Annotated in this window: 17 protein-coding genes and 1 pseudogene; 11 read left to right on the top strand and 7 right to left on the bottom strand. The window is 51.6% G+C overall.

Going from position 1 to position 15,725, the window contains the following annotated elements; genetic code table 11:
- Nucleotides 1–103: 103 nt before the first annotated feature.
- Genes aat through efpL form a run of 3 tightly spaced genes read left to right on the top strand, consistent with a single transcriptional unit; the run spans nt 104 to nt 2,085 of the window.
- On the top strand, nt 104–796 hold the full coding sequence (aat, locus tag ACR02O_RS06780; protein ID WP_458139164.1) for a leucyl/phenylalanyl-tRNA--protein transferase: 693 nt from the start codon (nt 104–106) through the stop codon (nt 794–796).
- Nucleotides 793–1,515 carry an arginyltransferase gene (locus tag ACR02O_RS06775; RefSeq protein WP_458139163.1) on the top strand — a complete coding sequence of 241 codons (723 nt, stop codon included), beginning with the start codon at nt 793–795 and terminating at the stop codon, nt 1,513–1,515. The genes aat and ACR02O_RS06775 overlap by 4 nt, the downstream gene beginning before the upstream one ends.
- A 3-nt stretch (nt 1,516–1,518) precedes the next feature.
- A complete protein-coding gene (gene efpL, locus ACR02O_RS06770; protein WP_033159245.1) occupies nt 1,519–2,085 on the top strand; it encodes an elongation factor P-like protein EfpL in 567 nt (188 codons plus the stop codon).
- A gap of 119 nt (nt 2,086–2,204) precedes the next feature.
- Here the strand turns inward: efpL and tnpA are convergent, their stop codons facing one another.
- Nucleotides 2,205–2,642, bottom strand: a complete 438-nt coding sequence (gene tnpA / locus ACR02O_RS06765; RefSeq protein ID WP_458139162.1) for an IS200/IS605 family transposase — start codon at nt 2,640–2,642, stop codon at nt 2,205–2,207.
- On the opposite strand from tnpA, the gene ACR02O_RS06760 reads away from it, so the two are divergent.
- Nucleotides 2,593–3,045, top strand: a complete 453-nt coding sequence (locus ACR02O_RS06760; RefSeq protein ID WP_458139161.1) for a transposase — start codon at nt 2,593–2,595, stop codon at nt 3,043–3,045. The two genes, tnpA and ACR02O_RS06760, sit on opposite strands and share 50 nt — an antisense overlap.
- 36 nt (nt 3,046–3,081) lie before the next feature.
- On the opposite strand, the gene ACR02O_RS06755 is transcribed toward ACR02O_RS06760, so the two are convergent.
- Nucleotides 3,082–4,059: a glycosyltransferase gene (locus ACR02O_RS06755; RefSeq protein WP_458139160.1), complete on the bottom strand. Its 978-nt coding sequence runs from the start codon at nt 4,057–4,059 to the stop codon at nt 3,082–3,084.
- A 277-nt stretch (nt 4,060–4,336) separates the two neighbouring features.
- Between ACR02O_RS06755 and ACR02O_RS06750 the strand changes: the two are divergent.
- Nucleotides 4,337–4,904: pseudogene (locus tag ACR02O_RS06750) on the top strand (IS5 family transposase); the annotation flags it as partial.
- A 10-nt stretch (nt 4,905–4,914) separates the two neighbouring features.
- Here the strand turns inward: ACR02O_RS06750 and ACR02O_RS06745 are convergent.
- Nucleotides 4,915–5,442: a site-specific integrase gene (locus tag ACR02O_RS06745; protein ID WP_494523457.1), complete on the bottom strand. Its 528-nt coding sequence runs from the start codon at nt 5,440–5,442 to the stop codon at nt 4,915–4,917.
- A 63-nt stretch (nt 5,443–5,505) separates the two neighbouring features.
- Nucleotides 5,506–5,775 (bottom strand): site-specific integrase, encoded by a 270-nt coding sequence (locus ACR02O_RS06740; RefSeq protein WP_458139159.1) that lies wholly within the window; start codon nt 5,773–5,775, stop codon nt 5,506–5,508.
- A 540-nt stretch (nt 5,776–6,315) separates the two neighbouring features.
- Here ACR02O_RS06740 and ACR02O_RS06735 point away from each other — a divergent pair.
- The 3 genes from ACR02O_RS06735 to ACR02O_RS06725 are packed head-to-tail and all read left to right on the top strand — an operon-like array spanning nt 6,316 to nt 9,859.
- Nucleotides 6,316–7,041, top strand: coding sequence for an ABC transporter ATP-binding protein (locus ACR02O_RS06735; RefSeq protein ID WP_494523053.1), 726 nt, complete (start codon nt 6,316–6,318; stop codon nt 7,039–7,041).
- Nucleotides 7,038–8,450, top strand: coding sequence for a DUF3526 domain-containing protein (locus ACR02O_RS06730; protein ID WP_494523052.1), 1,413 nt, complete (start codon nt 7,038–7,040; stop codon nt 8,448–8,450). Before ACR02O_RS06735 ends, ACR02O_RS06730 begins: the two co-directional genes overlap by 4 nt.
- The gene (locus ACR02O_RS06725) at nt 8,447–9,859 is read left to right on the top strand and encodes a DUF3526 domain-containing protein (protein WP_494523051.1); all 1,413 of its coding nucleotides are present in this window, start codon (nt 8,447–8,449) and stop codon (nt 9,857–9,859) included. The genes ACR02O_RS06730 and ACR02O_RS06725 overlap by 4 nt, the downstream gene beginning before the upstream one ends.
- 62 nt (nt 9,860–9,921) lie before the next feature.
- Here ACR02O_RS06725 and ACR02O_RS06720 read toward each other — a convergent pair whose 3' ends face one another.
- Entirely contained in the window at nt 9,922–10,131 is a 210-nt protein-coding gene (locus tag ACR02O_RS06720) for a hypothetical protein (protein ID WP_033159049.1), read from the bottom strand.
- Nucleotides 10,132–10,491: 360 nt separating this feature from the next.
- On the opposite strand from ACR02O_RS06720, the gene ACR02O_RS06715 reads away from it, so the two are divergent.
- From ACR02O_RS06715 to waaC, 3 genes are read left to right on the top strand one after another with little or no spacing between them, the layout of a single operon-like run.
- The gene (locus ACR02O_RS06715) at nt 10,492–11,418 is read left to right on the top strand and encodes a branched-chain amino acid transaminase (protein WP_020483273.1); all 927 of its coding nucleotides are present in this window, start codon (nt 10,492–10,494) and stop codon (nt 11,416–11,418) included.
- Nucleotides 11,419–11,472: 54 nt separating this feature from the next.
- Entirely contained in the window at nt 11,473–12,498 is a 1,026-nt protein-coding gene (gene waaF / locus ACR02O_RS06710) for a lipopolysaccharide heptosyltransferase II (protein WP_494523456.1), read from the top strand.
- A 3-nt stretch (nt 12,499–12,501) separates the two neighbouring features.
- A complete protein-coding gene (waaC, locus tag ACR02O_RS06705; RefSeq protein WP_458139155.1) occupies nt 12,502–13,512 on the top strand; it encodes a lipopolysaccharide heptosyltransferase I in 1,011 nt (336 codons plus the stop codon).
- 12 nt (nt 13,513–13,524) lie between these two features.
- Here the strand turns inward: waaC and ACR02O_RS06700 are convergent, their stop codons facing one another.
- Together ACR02O_RS06700 and ACR02O_RS06695 are read right to left on the bottom strand one after the other, a co-directional pair.
- The gene (locus ACR02O_RS06700) at nt 13,525–14,043 is read right to left on the bottom strand and encodes a DUF3391 domain-containing protein (RefSeq protein ID WP_319961927.1); all 519 of its coding nucleotides are present in this window, start codon (nt 14,041–14,043) and stop codon (nt 13,525–13,527) included.
- Nucleotides 14,044–14,088: 45 nt separating this feature from the next.
- Nucleotides 14,089–15,312, bottom strand: a complete 1,224-nt coding sequence (locus ACR02O_RS06695) for an HD-GYP domain-containing protein (RefSeq protein WP_205451302.1) — start codon at nt 15,310–15,312, stop codon at nt 14,089–14,091.
- Between the last annotated feature and the right edge of the window lie 413 nt (nt 15,313–15,725).

Below are 15,725 nucleotides of genomic sequence, written 5' to 3'. Positions count from 1 at the left end.
TGTGTCTACGCACCGTTATCAACAGTCTGGTCGGCAGCCTACAAACCTTGGTAAGCTAGCTTACTGAACAAACCAGCGCCAACCCGGACATCACGCGCCTCCTATGCAACTCACCCTGCTCGACCCGGATCATCCGCACCAAGCCTTTCCGCCATTGCATAAGGCCTTGAAACAACCCAACGGCTTACTGGCCTTTGGCGGTTGCCTGTCGCCACAGCGCATCGTCAATGCCTACCGGCACGGGGTATTTCCCTGGTTCAATCCCGGCGAGCCTATTCTGTGGTGGTCGCCCGACCCGCGTTTGGTATTGTTTCCGGAACAACTGAATATTTCTCGCAGCCTGGCGAAAACCCTGCGCAAACAATTGTTTGAGATTCGTTACGACAGCGCCTTTCGTCAAGTAATCGATGCGTGTGCGGCGCCGCGTCGCGACGAAGGTGGCACCTGGATTACCGACGACATCCGCCAAGCCTATACCACACTACACCACCTGGGTATCGCACACAGCTGCGAAGCTTGGCAGGACGGCCAGTTGGTAGGCGGCCTGTACGGCATTGCCATCGGCCAGGTCTTTTTCGGCGAATCGATGTTCCATCGTAAAACCGATGCCTCCAAAGTGGTGTTTGTGCATCTGGTGCAGCAGCTTAGCGCCTGGGGTTATCAAGTCATCGATTGCCAGGTCAGCAGCGAACACTTACTCAGCCTGGGGGCGGCGGAAATCCGCCGCAGCCGCTTCGTGGAGCTGCTGGACCGGCTCTGCGATCAAGCACCGACACCCGACGCTTGGCAAGCATGAACTCCATCCCGCTCTGGCTGGACAGCGGCCACGCCTGCGGCTATCTGGACGATCATCTGGCACGTTCCGGCTTCGTACATCCGTCGGTGAAAATGGATACGCCACTTTACTCGCAATTGATAGCCCAGGGCTTCCGGCGTAGTGGCAACCATGTCTACAAACCCTATTGCGAAGCCTGCCAGGCTTGCGTGCCGACGCGGCTGCCGGTGGCCTTATTCCAAGCTGACCGTAAACAAAAGCGCTGTATCAAGCGCAATGCGCAAACCCGGGTAGTCGTCAAAAACGCCGAGTTCGACCCGCGGCATTTCCGGCTTTATCAGCGTTATCTAAGTGCCCGTCACGACAAACCTGGTGAAGACACCGAAACCACGCCCGATGACTACATCAAATTCCTCGGCAGCAGCTGGTGCGACACGCTGTTTGTGGAGTTTTTAATCGGCGGCCAATTGGCGGCGGTCGCGGTGGTCGATGTGGTAGCCGACGGGCTATCGGCGGTATATACCTTTTTCGACCCGGATTTTGCCGACCATAGCCCCGGCGTTTACGCGGTATTGTGGCAAATCGAAACCGCCAAGCAAATGGGCCTGCCCTACGTTTATCTGGGCTACTGGATCAAAGACTGTCGTAAAATGCGCTACAAAATCGATTATCAACCGCTGTCCGGCCTAGTAAACGGCCAGTGGCAATTTATTTCAAATCAAACATTTAACGAGGATTAAGCCGTGCCGAAAGCCAACGAACTAAAACAGGGAACCGCCATCGAAATCAACGGCGAGCCGTATGTGGTGAAACACATCGACGTGCGCAACCCTACCTCGCGCGGCGCCACCACGCTATACAAAGTCCGTTTCACTCACATGAAAACCCGGCAAAAACTGGACGAAACCTTCAAAAGTGACGACATGCTGAAAGCCGCCGATTGTTCACGTTGCAACGTGCAGTTTTCCTACCAGGACGGCGACACCTACTATTTCATGAACAGCGAAACTTACGATCAATACGCGCTGGCGGCTGACGACCTGGAAGGCCAAACCCTATATCTGACCGACGGCCTGGAAGGCATCATCATGCTGTTGATGGACGACGCCGCGCTAGGTATCCAGTTACCAACCACCATTACGCTGCAAATCGTCGAAACCCCGCCATCCATGAAAGGCTCCAGCGCCACCAAACGCACCAAAACCGCCAAACTCAGTACCGGCCTGGAAGTACAAGTCCCCGAATATATAGAATCCGGCGAGATGATCAAGGTCAACACCGAAACCGGCGAGTTTTCGTCTAGGGCTTGAGGAGCAACTTAAGTAAATATCCCCCGGCAAAGCCGGGGGCTTTATGTTGTGAACCGCTCAAAGCGGTAAATAGGGTCGCTGACGCGGCCCTTTGTCATTAGCCACCAACAGGCGGCGACTCATTGCCAAAGGTTCATTTGTTCGATTCGTTGGTCTTCCTGTTCTTGATGCCGGATATATTCCCGTATCATCGTTTCGTCTCGACCCACTGTTGAAACAAAATACCCTCGCGCCCAGAAATGTTGACCGACAAAGTTACGCTTCTTTTCACCATAAACACGGGCCAAGTGAATCGCACTCTTCCCTTTGATGTAGCCAATAACCTGCGACACCGCATATTTCGGCGGAATCGATATCAACATATGCAAATGATCCGGCATCAAATGCCCTTCCAATATTCGGCTTTCTTTTTGACTTGCTAGCCTTCGGAACACCTCGCCCAAATGCTTGCGCAACGCCCTATACAGCGTTCGGCGACGGCACTTCGGAATAAACACAACGTGATATTTGCACTCCGTTTTGCAGGCTTGGACGAAATGCGGCGCAGTGCATGCCATTATCGCCAAACTTGCTCAACGCATGAATGTCATGGGGGCGCTGCTTTCATCGGGTCGACTACTGCTGGCCCATCTATGGCACAGCGTAAATGGTCTGTGGTTCTTTGGTTTCCTGATGGCTTTGATCGAACGCATCAGCAAACCCTTGATGGTGATTTTGGATAATGCATCCATTCACACCGCCAAAAAACTGAAACATTATTGGGATTTGTTGGAAGAGAAAGGCATGCGATTTTATTTCTTGCCACCTTATAGTCCGGAGCTCAACCGCATTGAATTACTGTGGCACAAAATGAAATATGAATGGTTGCCTTTCAAGACATTTACACCGGATGAACTGGAGCAAGCCATTGACGAAATTGGGCGCGAATTTGGCTCTCAATACATGTTGACTTTTTGCTAGGCACTTAACGTCCCCAGCGATATGGGGTTTTTATTGCTATCCAACTTTTTTCTGTAGGAAATCGTTAACCTGCAAATTTAGTAGCATTGAAAACTCCACTTTTCTGGCTAAAAAACTCTGACGAGCCAGCTCACCGATCCCGGCTTTTTCTTCCTGATTCATGTCTATCGCAGCGATAATCTGACTCTGAAGGTCGTTTTTATCAACAAAAAATCGCTGACTTAAACTCATGATTTCTTCGCGCGAATATTTTGCAAGTAAACCTTGCCCAGGAGGTACCAGCTCGTTCATTGGCGGTGCGTCCACGGTAATAATCAGGGCTTTAGTCGACATTGCTTCGTTTATGTAATGACCGAAGCCCTCGGTCTCGGAGGGACAAAGATGGATTCCGCACTTATTCATTAGCTGCCGTAAAGCAGTATCGGGTAAATCGCTTAGATAATTTATGTTATCGGCCTTGAAATTGTCTTTAAAGTAACTCTGGCTAGTTATTATATTCAGCATGGGCCAATTTGGATTTTTGACCCATAATTCGAGCAACATCCTTGTTCCTTTTAGGTGGCTGCGGCCGGCAACATGAATAAATTTTCTGAAATCTTTTTCAATCTGCGGCAGGTACATGTCTTCCGAAGAAAAGCCGATGTACCGGGAGTCGAGTCCGCGATTCTGAAATATTTTATGGGCATATTTGGTTTTGCACCAGATCTGATGACATTTTTCCAGATTTGCTATCGTTTCTTCCCTGACAAACTCCTGATTAGGGATAAAAATATTATTTTCGGATAGCTTTAGCCAAGCAGTCGGCAAAATCTGAAAATATATGAAAAGTCGATCACTTGCAGGAGTTAATAGATTGCAAGCTATTAAAAATCTTTTGTGAAGCGAATGTAAGTTTCTTTCGCGAGACACATTTACATTAACTTCGAACTTTTCGCCAAGGGTGGTTTTTACAATCTTAGCGTCATTTGTTAGTCCCCGTGTGCCGCCGGTTATTAATTCTATTGAAGCTATCATTCGCATGCTCAGACAAATTGTTTTAGATAAGCTGCACTAAAATTCAGCAGCCGTCCTATTCTATCCAAGCTCCTGGCCAAGGACAGATTAACATTATAATCCCCTCCAGAAAATCTGGTATAGCCTGCAACGGCGCTTTTCTCTTCAGATCGGCTTTGTTGCATAAATTGATTATAGTCCCCCATGGTGTAGGGAAATTCAATGTAAGCGAGCCGAAATGCCCAAACCACAAGCCAAAACCTATAGAACCACCAATTGGCGAGACTAAAACTGATCCTTGAAACAGCTTGTCTCAATGCTGTTTTGGGTTGATAAGAACATGGATTGGGTTTCGCCTGCTAGTGATAAACGAGGTCGGGCAAGGAAATTTTCCGACGCTACCATTCACTTTTACCTGATGGTTAAGAACCTATTCTGGTTGGCATTACGGCAAGTCACCGGCTTGGCGGAAAAAATTATTGAAGTTATCCTACCCGGATTGGCCGACGCCATATTACTCAACGCTGTGTTGTGACCAGCAGCGTTTGCTGGTGTGCACTGCCTATCGGGCTAATCCGAACGGCTTGCATTTACTGGTCGACAGCACAGGCTTGAAAATGCTGGGCGAAGGTGAGTGGAAAACACAAGAAACAAGGCGCCGAGTATCGTCGACAATGGCGTAAGGTTCATCTGGGAATCGACGCCGAAACACTGGAAATTCGAGCCTTTGAAGTCACGTGGAATCGTATCGGTGACGCACAAGTATTGGGATTCTTAACCAGATTCCTCAGGACGCACGGATCAACTCCGTCAGTGGTTATGGCACCTATGATACCAAGCGCGATCACGCTGCGATTGCCGAACGAAATGTATAGGTTAGGATCTGATGTTACGCAGCCCACGCTGAACTACGATATTCTGAGAGGATGAAAAAAGCAGAATTAGAGTTATACACGGATTATCTGAGCAATGCACAATGGCCGCCGTTCTGAGTGCCGCCGGGCCATCATGGGTAAGTGCGCCTAGCAAGCGTTCGACTTCGTTTTTGGTCAGTGTCTTCGGGAGTGAGGCTTGTTGCCAGTTGGCCGGAAAACTGGTGACGCCGATCAAATGATAGACGGCATCGCCCAGGGTGGCGCGATAGCGAAAATAACCGCGTAATGCCGAAACCGTAGCGCCGATACTAACCGCTTTATGACATCGCGTGCTTTGGCTGGCTATGAACTGGCGTATCTGGTTTGGCTTGATCGCATCAATCACCACGTCGCGATCGGCAAACTGTGCCAATAACAAACTGCAAACGATGGCAAGATACTGTTTACGTGTTCTGGCAGCGAGTCCACGCACGTTATACATGTGGTCATTGAATCGTCGAAGCTCCTCATCAACCGGCGTATGGCCTATCGATGGATCGGCGATGATGGCATTGGCGCGTAGGATTCTCAGTAAATGTCCCAGTGCCGCATGTCAGTCTTTGGAATCCGAGAATGCCGGTTTCTCGCAGCAACAGCTCGGCCGATGCTCATCCAGGAAACGCTGGATGAGCCTTTCGTCGATGGATTTGACATCAATATGGCTCTCGGTGAGCCAGTGAGCAAAATGCGTCAGTCCGGCAAGGTAGTTATCGATGGTATTGGATGCATAGTGGCAATCAAACAGATGCAGCATGAATGCATCAACGTGGGGTGCCAGTGTGCTATCCAGTAGACAACTAACGGCGTGATGGTCAACGTACAATATTATTTCCTGAGGTGGGTGAGATTCCACTTCAGGAAACAGGTAAAACTATCTCAAGCTACGGCTAAAGCATCTCGGCTCAAACCCAATCGCGCTCGGCCTCTCTGGCAATAAAGATCAACAAGCTACACATAGTTTGCAACTACACATAGGGGTCGATAACGATCATTTACTATCGATTCATAAACAAATCAAATAGCGCGCAATTGGCTTGACAAACAGGCCTCCGACTCGGGCTCTCAGACGCCGAGTACCAATCGGCTTTTTCGTTCTCTGAGAACGAGCTATTACCGCTGGAATTTCCGTTACTAATTCGCCAAAACCTATCGCTTTACGGTTGCAGAGGTCTTCTTCACCAGAACAAAACACTGCGTCATCGGCTATCAACAATACCCTGGATCAGTATATCCAGGAAAATATCCCGTTAGTACAACGCCCCCATTACGCCAGTCTATCGTTAAAATACTGAACATGCCGGGCGCGGCGGCAGGCCATCCGGCTGACCGTCGCAGATCATTCACCTTAATCCAAATACCTTATATGAACGCTGAGTCCCCCGTATTGGCCGCCCGCAACCTAGTTGTCGAATATCGACAACACCGTGCGGTCGAGAATTTAAATTTACACATCCCCAAGGGCTGCGTTTACGCGCTGCTGGGTGGCAATGGTGCCGGCAAGTCCACGACCATCAGCACGTTTTTGACCTTCAACCAGCCCAGCAGCGGACAAGTGCTGATCGAAGGTGAATCGCCACACGCCAATCCCGATCTGGTGCGAACAAAACTGGCCTATTTACCGGAAAACGTCGCGCTGTACGAGGTGATGAGCGGCTTGGAAAACCTGACTTATTTCTGCGCGCTGGCGAATATCCGCTTGCATGACGAGAAAGCCCGCCTTTTGTTATCGGACAGCGGTCTGCAAGCGGATGCTCACGGCAAACGGGTGGCGGCTTATTCCAAGGGCATGCGGCAAAAAGTGGGCTTGGCCATCGCCTCGGCGAAACAGGCCAAGGCCATGTTGCTGGACGAGCCGACCTCCGGCCTGGACCCGAGCGCGGCCAACGACTTTGCCCAACGCATCCGCGCCGCCGCCGATCAAGGCATGGCGGTGTTGATGGCCACCCATGATTTGTTCAACGCCAAGCAAGTCGCCGACCGCATCGGCATCATGAAAAGCGGCCGACTGGTAGAAGAATTCGACGCCCACACCGTGCAACACGACGAACTGGAGCAAAAATATCTGGCGCATGCCCGGGGCTTGGCATGATCAAAACCATCATCCGCAAAGAATTTCTCGCCACACTGCGCGACGGCCGCTTGCTGACCTTGGGCATCGCCCTGTTGCTACTGTTTGTTGGTTTTTTCCTGGCATCAGCCTACGAATTGCAGCAATTGCGCGCGGAGAAACACCGCGTCGGCACCACCGCCAAGGAACAGTGGAATACGCAGAGCGTGAAAAATCCGCACTCCGCCGCGCATTACGGCATCTACGTGTTCAAGCCGGACACGCCGGTGGCGGCGCTGGATCCGGGCTTGCGACCTTATATCGGCCAGTCTTTATGGCTGGAACCGCATAAACGCAACCTCACTCGCTTCAGCCCGGCGGCGGATCAAGTGCTGGCCGGCCGTTTCGGTCAAGCCACGACCAGTTTCGTGCTGACTGCGCTGTTACCGCTGTTGATCGTGGCCTTGACCTTTAATGCGGTCAGCCAGGAGCGCGAATCCGGCACCTTGCGGATGTTGCACAGTGTGGGGGTGAACGCCGGCGAGTTGTTGTTCGGCAAATTGCTGGGCTTGTTAAGCGCATTTGCTCTGGTCTTGGCACCGGCGCTGTTGGTAGCAGCCGTGATACTGCTAGGCAACTTCGCGTTTACCCTGGATGACGTGCTGCGCCTGCTGGTGTTGCTGCTGCTGTTAAATCTGTACTACGGCATCTTCGCCGCAGTCGCCATCGCCGCTTCCGCGTCTTTTAGCACCAGCCGTACCACCTTGTTTTGCCTGCTGGGCTTTTGGCTAGCCAGCGTGTTTATCGCCCCGCGCCTCGGCGCAGTGACTGCGGAAATGTTGGCACCCAACCCCAGCGCCAGCGAGTTTTGGCGTGAGATCAAGGACGACATTGACCACGGCCTGGACCACGACGGCGACCACGAGCAACGCGCCAAAGCCTTCGAAGCACAAGTGTTGACGCAGTACGGGGTGTCCCGCAAGGAAGATTTGCCGGTCGGTTTCGTGTCCTTAAATCGTCAGCACAACGATGCTTATTCCGTTAAGGTCCATGCCCTGCATTTCGACGCCTTGCGCGACAATTTTATTAAGCAACAACACTTGAGCCATCTGGGGTCCTGGCTGGGCCCGAGCCTAGCGCTACGGTCTTTATCCATGACCTTGGCCGGTATGGATTTGAGCCATCAACGGCATTTTGAAGACGCCGCCGAACAATATCGGCACTATTTTATCAACCTGACCGAAGACTGGGATCGCGAGCGTAGCCGCGGCACGGAGCGCAAGGCCACCGGCGCTGAGGCCGATTGGCGTAGCGTGGCGGACTTTAGCTATCAAGCCCCGGACATCGGCTTTGCCTTGCGCACCGCCGAGCTAGATCTACTAGTGCTATTGCTGTGGTTGGGTTTATCGGTGGGCTTATTGAGTCTTTCCGCTCGGAGGCTGGTGCCATGATGCAGTTAATCGCCATCGAATGGCTGCGTTTTAAACGCAACAGCTTAAATCTGTGGGTGACAGGTTTGTTTCTGCTGGTGATGCTGGCTAGCGCCGTTTGGTCGGGTTTGGCTGCGCGCGAATTCCGTCAACACGGCACCGCAGCCCCGCAGACCGTCAACGCGATGTCCAATCAAGCGGAGATGCATGACGCCCCGAAAGCGGCGGACCACACCCCCAAAGCCAATGCATTTGCCGCCAGCGCCGCCAGCGCCGCCAGCGCCGCCAGCGCCGCCGCGCCGCCTTTGCGGCTGCCGGCCCTGAGCGGTTTGGCCTTGAGCGTGCGGCAACTGGATTTTTTAAGTACCGGCATCAAAATCTCCACTCGCAGCCGCCACACCGACGGCCGTAACAGCGATCAGTTGTTCAACCCGATGCTGCATGAGTTGGGCATGCTGGATTTTGCCACCGTGTTCGCGCTACTAACGCCGCTGATGGTGATTGCCTTGAGCTACGGCCTGGTGCAGGAAGACCAGGAGAGCGGAGTCTGGCGTTTAGTCTGCACGCAAATGTCGGCACCCTGGCGCTTGGTGTGTGCGGCGTTGAGCGTGCGCTATGGCGTGGTGGTACTGGTGGTTTTCAACAGTTCGCTGTTGGCGCTATGGCTCGATCCGGCATTTAGCCTGGAAACGCTGGTTTATTGGCTGGCGTTCGCCGGCCTGTACACACTGGTGTGGTTTGGCATCGCCGGCTTGTTTCTGCTGTTGCCCTTCTCCTCAGGGGCGGCGGCCATCGGCATGCTTGGCGTCTGGTTGATACTGACCTTTGCCGGCCCGGCCTTGCTGACCTGGGCAGCCGACCAACATGCACCGATGCCTTCCCGGCTGGATAGCATCATCGCCATCCGCCAGTTCCAGGAGCAAAACAATCAACAACGCCAAGCGCTGCTGGCGCAGTGGTATAGCGATCATCCCGACCTGACGATGCCGCAAACGGGCAAAGAGTTACCGCGCGAAATCGCCGGTCTGCCGGCCGGATTGGTTCTGGATCAACAGATCAGACCGGTGATGTCCCGCTTCGACAGCGCCCGCCAGGCGCAATTCGAGTTTTTGGAAGCGTGGTCTTGGCTGTCGCCGGCGCTGGCAGCTGTGCAAATGGCCGATAGGCTGGCCGGCATCGATGCGCCGCGCTATGCCGAGTATATTAAGGCGGTGAATTACTTTGAAGATCAATGGCGCGACTATTTCGTCCCCAAGATCATGAGCGATAGCGCGTGGAGCGATGAACTTAGTCACGACCAACCGCGCTTTGCCTTTGCGCATCCGGTAAATCCGGCTGCGTGTCTAAGCTTGATTGCCGGACAAGCGGCTTTGGCGTTTCTGTTGTTGGCGGTACTCTTCGGCTCACGCCGGCGCTTTGCCAAAGCCTGACGACGCTATTTGCTCAAGAGACGTCCTGGACGACTCTAGTCGTCCGGGTCGGCTGCGCAAAGTTAAGCCACTATATTTCTGACGCATTGCCTGGCAAATACATTGATAGGCACGCTGCTGCTTAAATAGCGGTTGAACAATTCGTTAATCGTCAGCGGATTGAGGTATACATAAATGCCGCAACCGGTAATGGCGATAAACTGCCTGCTTAACGTTTCGATAAACACGATACGCAGGGTGCTGATTTCGTTGACTTCATTGCTTGTTTCCATGACGCTCTCCCGAATCTGCCGATTTGACTACTAAATGACCAGCATAAGTGACGCCAACTAACAAAAGCCTTTAAAAATCATGGCAGTAAGATTTTCCCAACCTTAGGCAACTTCTAAAAATTGACGCTGAGTTTAATTTATCGCAAACAGCGCTTGCCGTCGGTAGCCTATGCCACGTGGAATCAGTGAATTATTTCACCGGTGTCCACAATCCATCTTGGGCCTGCCAAACGCAGTCTCACGCCAAAATCAGGACTTCTGCGCAGCCGGTATTGCCGGAGAGCGCTTTATAGTACAATTTCCGTCAATTTTAAGCCGACGCGGCGCAGCAATAATCACTAAACAAAACAGGTTCAGATAATGGCAACGATGGATGATAGAGACGGGTTGATTTGGCTAGACGGAAAATGGGTTGATTGGCGCGATGCAAAAGTCCACGTCTTGACTCATACCCTGCATTACGGCTGTGGCGTCTTCGAAGGTTTGCGCGCTTATAAAACCGATGCCGGCACCGCGATTTTCAAACTGGCCGAGCATACCGACCGTCTGTTCCGCTCCGCGCATATCATGAACATGAAAATGCCGTTTTCCAAGGAAGAGATTAATCAGGCGCATCGCGACGCCGTCGCCAAAAACAATCTGGACAGCGCTTATATCCGCAGCATGGTGTTCTTCGGCTCCGAAGGCATGGGCTTGCGCGCCGATAACCTGAAAGTCCACGTCATGGTCGCGGCCTGGACTTGGGGCGCCTATCTGGGCGCGGAAAACATGGAAAAAGGCATCCGCATCCGGACCTCGTCGTACACCCGCAACCACGTCAACAGCACCATGTGCAAAGCCAAGGCCAACGGCAACTACATCAATTCCATCTTGGCCCTGCAAGAAGCCTTGTCCACCGGTTACGACGAAGCCTTGCTGCTGGACCACGAAGGTTTTTGCGCGGAAGGCAGCGGCGAAAACTTGTTCATCGTCCGTAATGGCAAAATTTACACGCCGGAAACTACCTCAGCCTTAGAAGGCATCACCCGCGATACCCTGATCACCATCGCCCGCGAACAAGGCTACGAAGTGATCGAAAAACGTATCACCCGCGACGAAGTGTATGTGGCAGACGAAGCATTCTTCACCGGCTCCGCCGCCGAAGTCACGCCGATTCGCCAATACGACAACCGCGACATCGGTTCCGGCAGCCGCGGACCTATCACCGAAAAACTGCAAGCCCTGTATTTCGACTACGTGCAAGGTCGCCGCGCGGACCACAAGGAATGGCTGACGCTCGTTTCCTAAGTGGCGGAGCAAGCTTATAAAATCCTGGTCGTCGGCCCGTCCTGGGTCGGCGACATGGTGATGGCGCAAAGCCTGTTCATCACCCTCAAGCAACAACATCCCGACTGCCTGATCGACGTGCTGGCCCCGGCGTGGTCCTTGCCTCTATTGGAGCGCATGCCGGAAGTGCATAAAGGCCTGACGATGCCGTTGGGCCACGGACAGTTTGATTTGCGGGGGCGAATCCGCATAGGCCGGGAATTGCAAAGCCAGCATTACGATCAGGCGATTGTGCTGCCCAACTCGTGGAAATCGGCCGTTATCCCGTTCTTTGCGCATATCCCCAAACGCACCGGCTTTCTCGGCGAACTGCGCCGCGGCCTATTGAACGATGTGCACACCTTGGATAAGACTGTGCTGACCATGACCGTGCAACGTTTCGTGGCGCTGGGTTTGCCGAAAGAGGCGCCGCAGCCACCAACTTACCCGGTTCCGAAGCTGGCGATCACAATCGAGCAACAATTAAGCGTCTGCAAAAAATTCGAGATCACCGGCGCGGATTTAATCGAAATCCCCCACCCCAGCGCTCTGCTTGAGGGCTCGGAAGAGTTGCGCCCTATTGTCAGTAAAATCCTGGCCCTGTGTCCCGGCGCGGAATACGGTCCGGCCAAGCGCTGGCCGAGCCAGCATTACGCCGCCATAGCAAGGCAAATTGAAGAACAAGGCTGGCAAGTCTGGTTATTCGGTTCCGACAAAGACAAAGCCGTTGCGGAACAAATCAATGACCTATCGGGCGGCATTTGCCGTAACTTCGCCGGTATTACCTCGCTGGCGGATGCGGTGGACTTGTTGTCCTTGGCTGACGCGGTCGTCAGCAACGATTCCGGCCTGATGCACGTCGCTGCAGCACTGGATAAAAAACTGATCGCGGTTTATGGCTCTTCCGACCCCGGCTTTACCCCGCCGCTACATCCCGAGGCGAAGATTCTGGATTTAAACCTGGATTGTTCGCCGTGCTTTAAGCGTGAGTGTCCGTTGGGCCATACTCGCTGTTTGACGGAAATTAGGCCGGAACAGGTACTGGCGGCGTTGGAAGCCTGAGCGATGAAAATTGCCATCGTCAAATTGTCGGCTTTGGGCGACATCGTTCATGCGATGGCGGCCTTGCAATTCATCAAAGCCGCCTTACCGCTGGCGCAAATCGACTGGATAGTTGAAGAACGCTTCGTCGGCGTACTGGCCGACAATCCACACCTGGATAATATTTTGGGTGTGAATTTAAAAGCCCTGAAAACCGACAAATGGCGTGTCTTTGCCGAGATAAACAAAATACGTACTTATGCCGAGCAGGGTTATGACTTAGTGCTGGATGCTCAAGGTTTGATTAAGTCCGCAGTGGTCGCGCGCTTGCTGTCGGCCAATTGTGTGGGTTTCGATCATGACTCGATCCGGGAAAAATGGGCGGCTTTTTTTTACAGCCGGCATGTCGCCTACCCTTACGACGCCAACACCATTGATCGCAATGTCGCCGTGCTGACCCAGCCGCTGGGTCTAAATGTGACACCGGAGCAAATCCAGGCAAAGCAGCCATTTTTGTTTTTTCAGCCGCCGCAAACCGCCTTGGATGAATATTTTCTAGCCGATCAACCCAACATCATTCTGGTCATCGGCTCGACTTGGCCCAGCCGTAACTACCCATTAGAAAAATTTCTACAGGTCATCTTCGGCCTGGAAGCTAATTTTCTGATCAGTTGGGGCAACGAGAAGGAGCACTGGATGGCGCAATGGCTGGCAGAACGCAGCCTGGCGCGGGTATTACCGCAATTAAGCCTCAATGATTTGAAAGCGGCGCTGGCCAGGGCCGATTTAGTGATCGGTAACGATACCGGACCGACGCATATGGCCTGGGGTTTAAACCGGCCGTCGATTACCTTGTTCGGGCCAACGCCGGTCAGTCGAATTTATCAAACCGCCATCAATAAAGCCTTGAAGTCGCCTTCACCGGTCAATCCGTTCAAGCTGGATAAAAACGATTTTTCGATTGCCGAAATCGACCCGCGTGCTGTCATAGCCCTGAGTAACGAGCTATTCGGCAAAACCCAACAACGCGCCTGAGTGAATGGCCGGCTAAGTTTTTTCCAGTTCGACAAACATTTTCAGTAACTCGACAATCGGTTCGTCACTAGCCAACACCCTGATTATCTTGGTCTGATTTTGCCGCTCATCGGCTAGATCAAGCAGGCGCTCTTGAAACAGCAATTGTTTCTGCGGATTGGTGATCACCTTCACTAACGGTTGCAAGGGCGATTGTGAGTTTTTCTGGACCACCACCGCCAATTCATCGGTCTGCAATTCGACGATGCAATTCACTGGGTAAGCAGAATCGCTTTCCTCGGCGCAGCAGGGCATCTCCGCAGCGGCAGGGCTGGCGAAATCGATTATGTCGGTTTCAGCGGGCTTATCCACGTCGATACCTTTGCCGGTATCGATAGAAACAGTTTGGCAATACTCTTTTAAGGTATTAATTTGTTTATCAGATGAAATCAGAAATTTAGTTCTGAAAAAAGGGGTATCTAGCCACTTCCGATCGGTGCCGCAAACAAACATGCCTTTTCTGAGCTGGTTAATATTAATTTTTTTAACCATGTTGAAAAACAATATCCAAGGAAGATAATTTACAGAACTAAATCCTTAGCCAACTACCGCATATTCTTTCGTAAACTTGCCGTCTTGATAATATTTGGCTAAATCGACACCACAATCCTGCGGCCGTATCACCTGTTTGACACCATAGCGCTTACCGCTTGCATCGGCAATATTCAAGGACAAATCGAGTATCTTCTCTTCAATAGGGTTTTTATTGCCATCTTGTATCAGTAATATTTTTGGCTTAAGCCTATCGGCCTTATTTTGCTCGACTATTAAGCCGATTTCACCACTACTTAACTCCACTAAATTGCCCTGCGGATAAAATCCGATGCAATTGATAAATTGCGTCACATAATTAGCTTCAAATTGCTGTCCCATCCCTTTTACCAAAATTCCCAACGCCATAAGATGCGGCTTACCACGCTGATACACCCGGTCACTGGTGATGGCATCGTAGGTATCGACCACCGCTACCAGCTTGGTAAATATCGATAGCGTGGTTTTGTTCAAACCTCTCGGATAACCGGTACCGGCCAAATGCTCGTGATGATCGTAGGCAACGTCAACAGCGCCGGGATAGACATTACGGGCCGACATTAACACGTTGCGTCCGTAGAGCGTGTGCTTACGCATGATGTCCATTTCATAGTCTTCTAAAGAGCCGGGTTTATTAAGGATTTCCAGCGGCACTTTCATTTTACCGACATCGTGCATCAAGCCGCAAAAACCCACTTTATTCAGATCTTCCATCGAGAAATTCAACTCCCGACCCAACAGAATAGACAATATGCAAACATTCATACTATGTTGCGCAGTATATTGATCCTGATCTTTAATTTGGGTCAGCAACAGCATCGTATCGGGGTTTTCCAATACCTTATCGACGCACTCGGAAACAGCTTGTTTAACCTCACTGACACTAAATTGATTCCCAAAACGAATATCGTCCATCACCGTTTTAATTAAATTACCGGTGCGTTGAAAGGTATTGGCGGTTTGGTTAAAAGATCGCGCAAAGCTCAGATGTTTACGCGCTTCGGTATTTCTGGTGGGAATCGCCCCGGAGAAGGATTTTTGGTATTTGACATCGATATAGACATAATCACAAATCGCCTGGATGGCTTGAATATCCGCATGACTTTCAATCACAATTCTATCCAATAAAAAAGGTGAATCCGCCGTTGGCGCTTCCAGACGGCTTACGCACATACCCACTCTCAGCTCATATACATGAATTCTGAGTATTCCATCCTCTTTATCTGCCATACCAATCCAATCGGGGATTTGTAGAAATCCAAAAATTTGAAAAATAGCCGCCAAAACGGCATCAAGGAAAATTGTGTCCGACAGGCCTCGGACGCCAGTTAGCCAGCATACCTAGTTCACCCGATCTTGTCCGAACAAAAAGCCCGCAAACCGGCGGCGGATCACAAATCCAATAGGCTTTTTAGTATAGGCGAAGCAGATTTTATCGTGGCCTAATATCTTGGATTTGAGTGACACGCCTACAACCGATTTGCTAATCGCTTTCGGTTCAAGTCACCGCCTTTGGCGCCTTCGATTATTGACCCGACATAACCTCAGACTGAAGCCCAGCCTTTATAGCCGTTGGCAAATTAAGAATTGCTTGATTTTTGTATTGGTTTAAACTGGCAGCTCGCCGATATTGACTGTTTAGG

The organism is Methylomonas sp. PHL2-19 (assembly GCF_059331595.1).
Note: the sequence above shows the minus strand (reverse complement) of the source record. Positions and strands in the feature narration are given on the sequence as shown.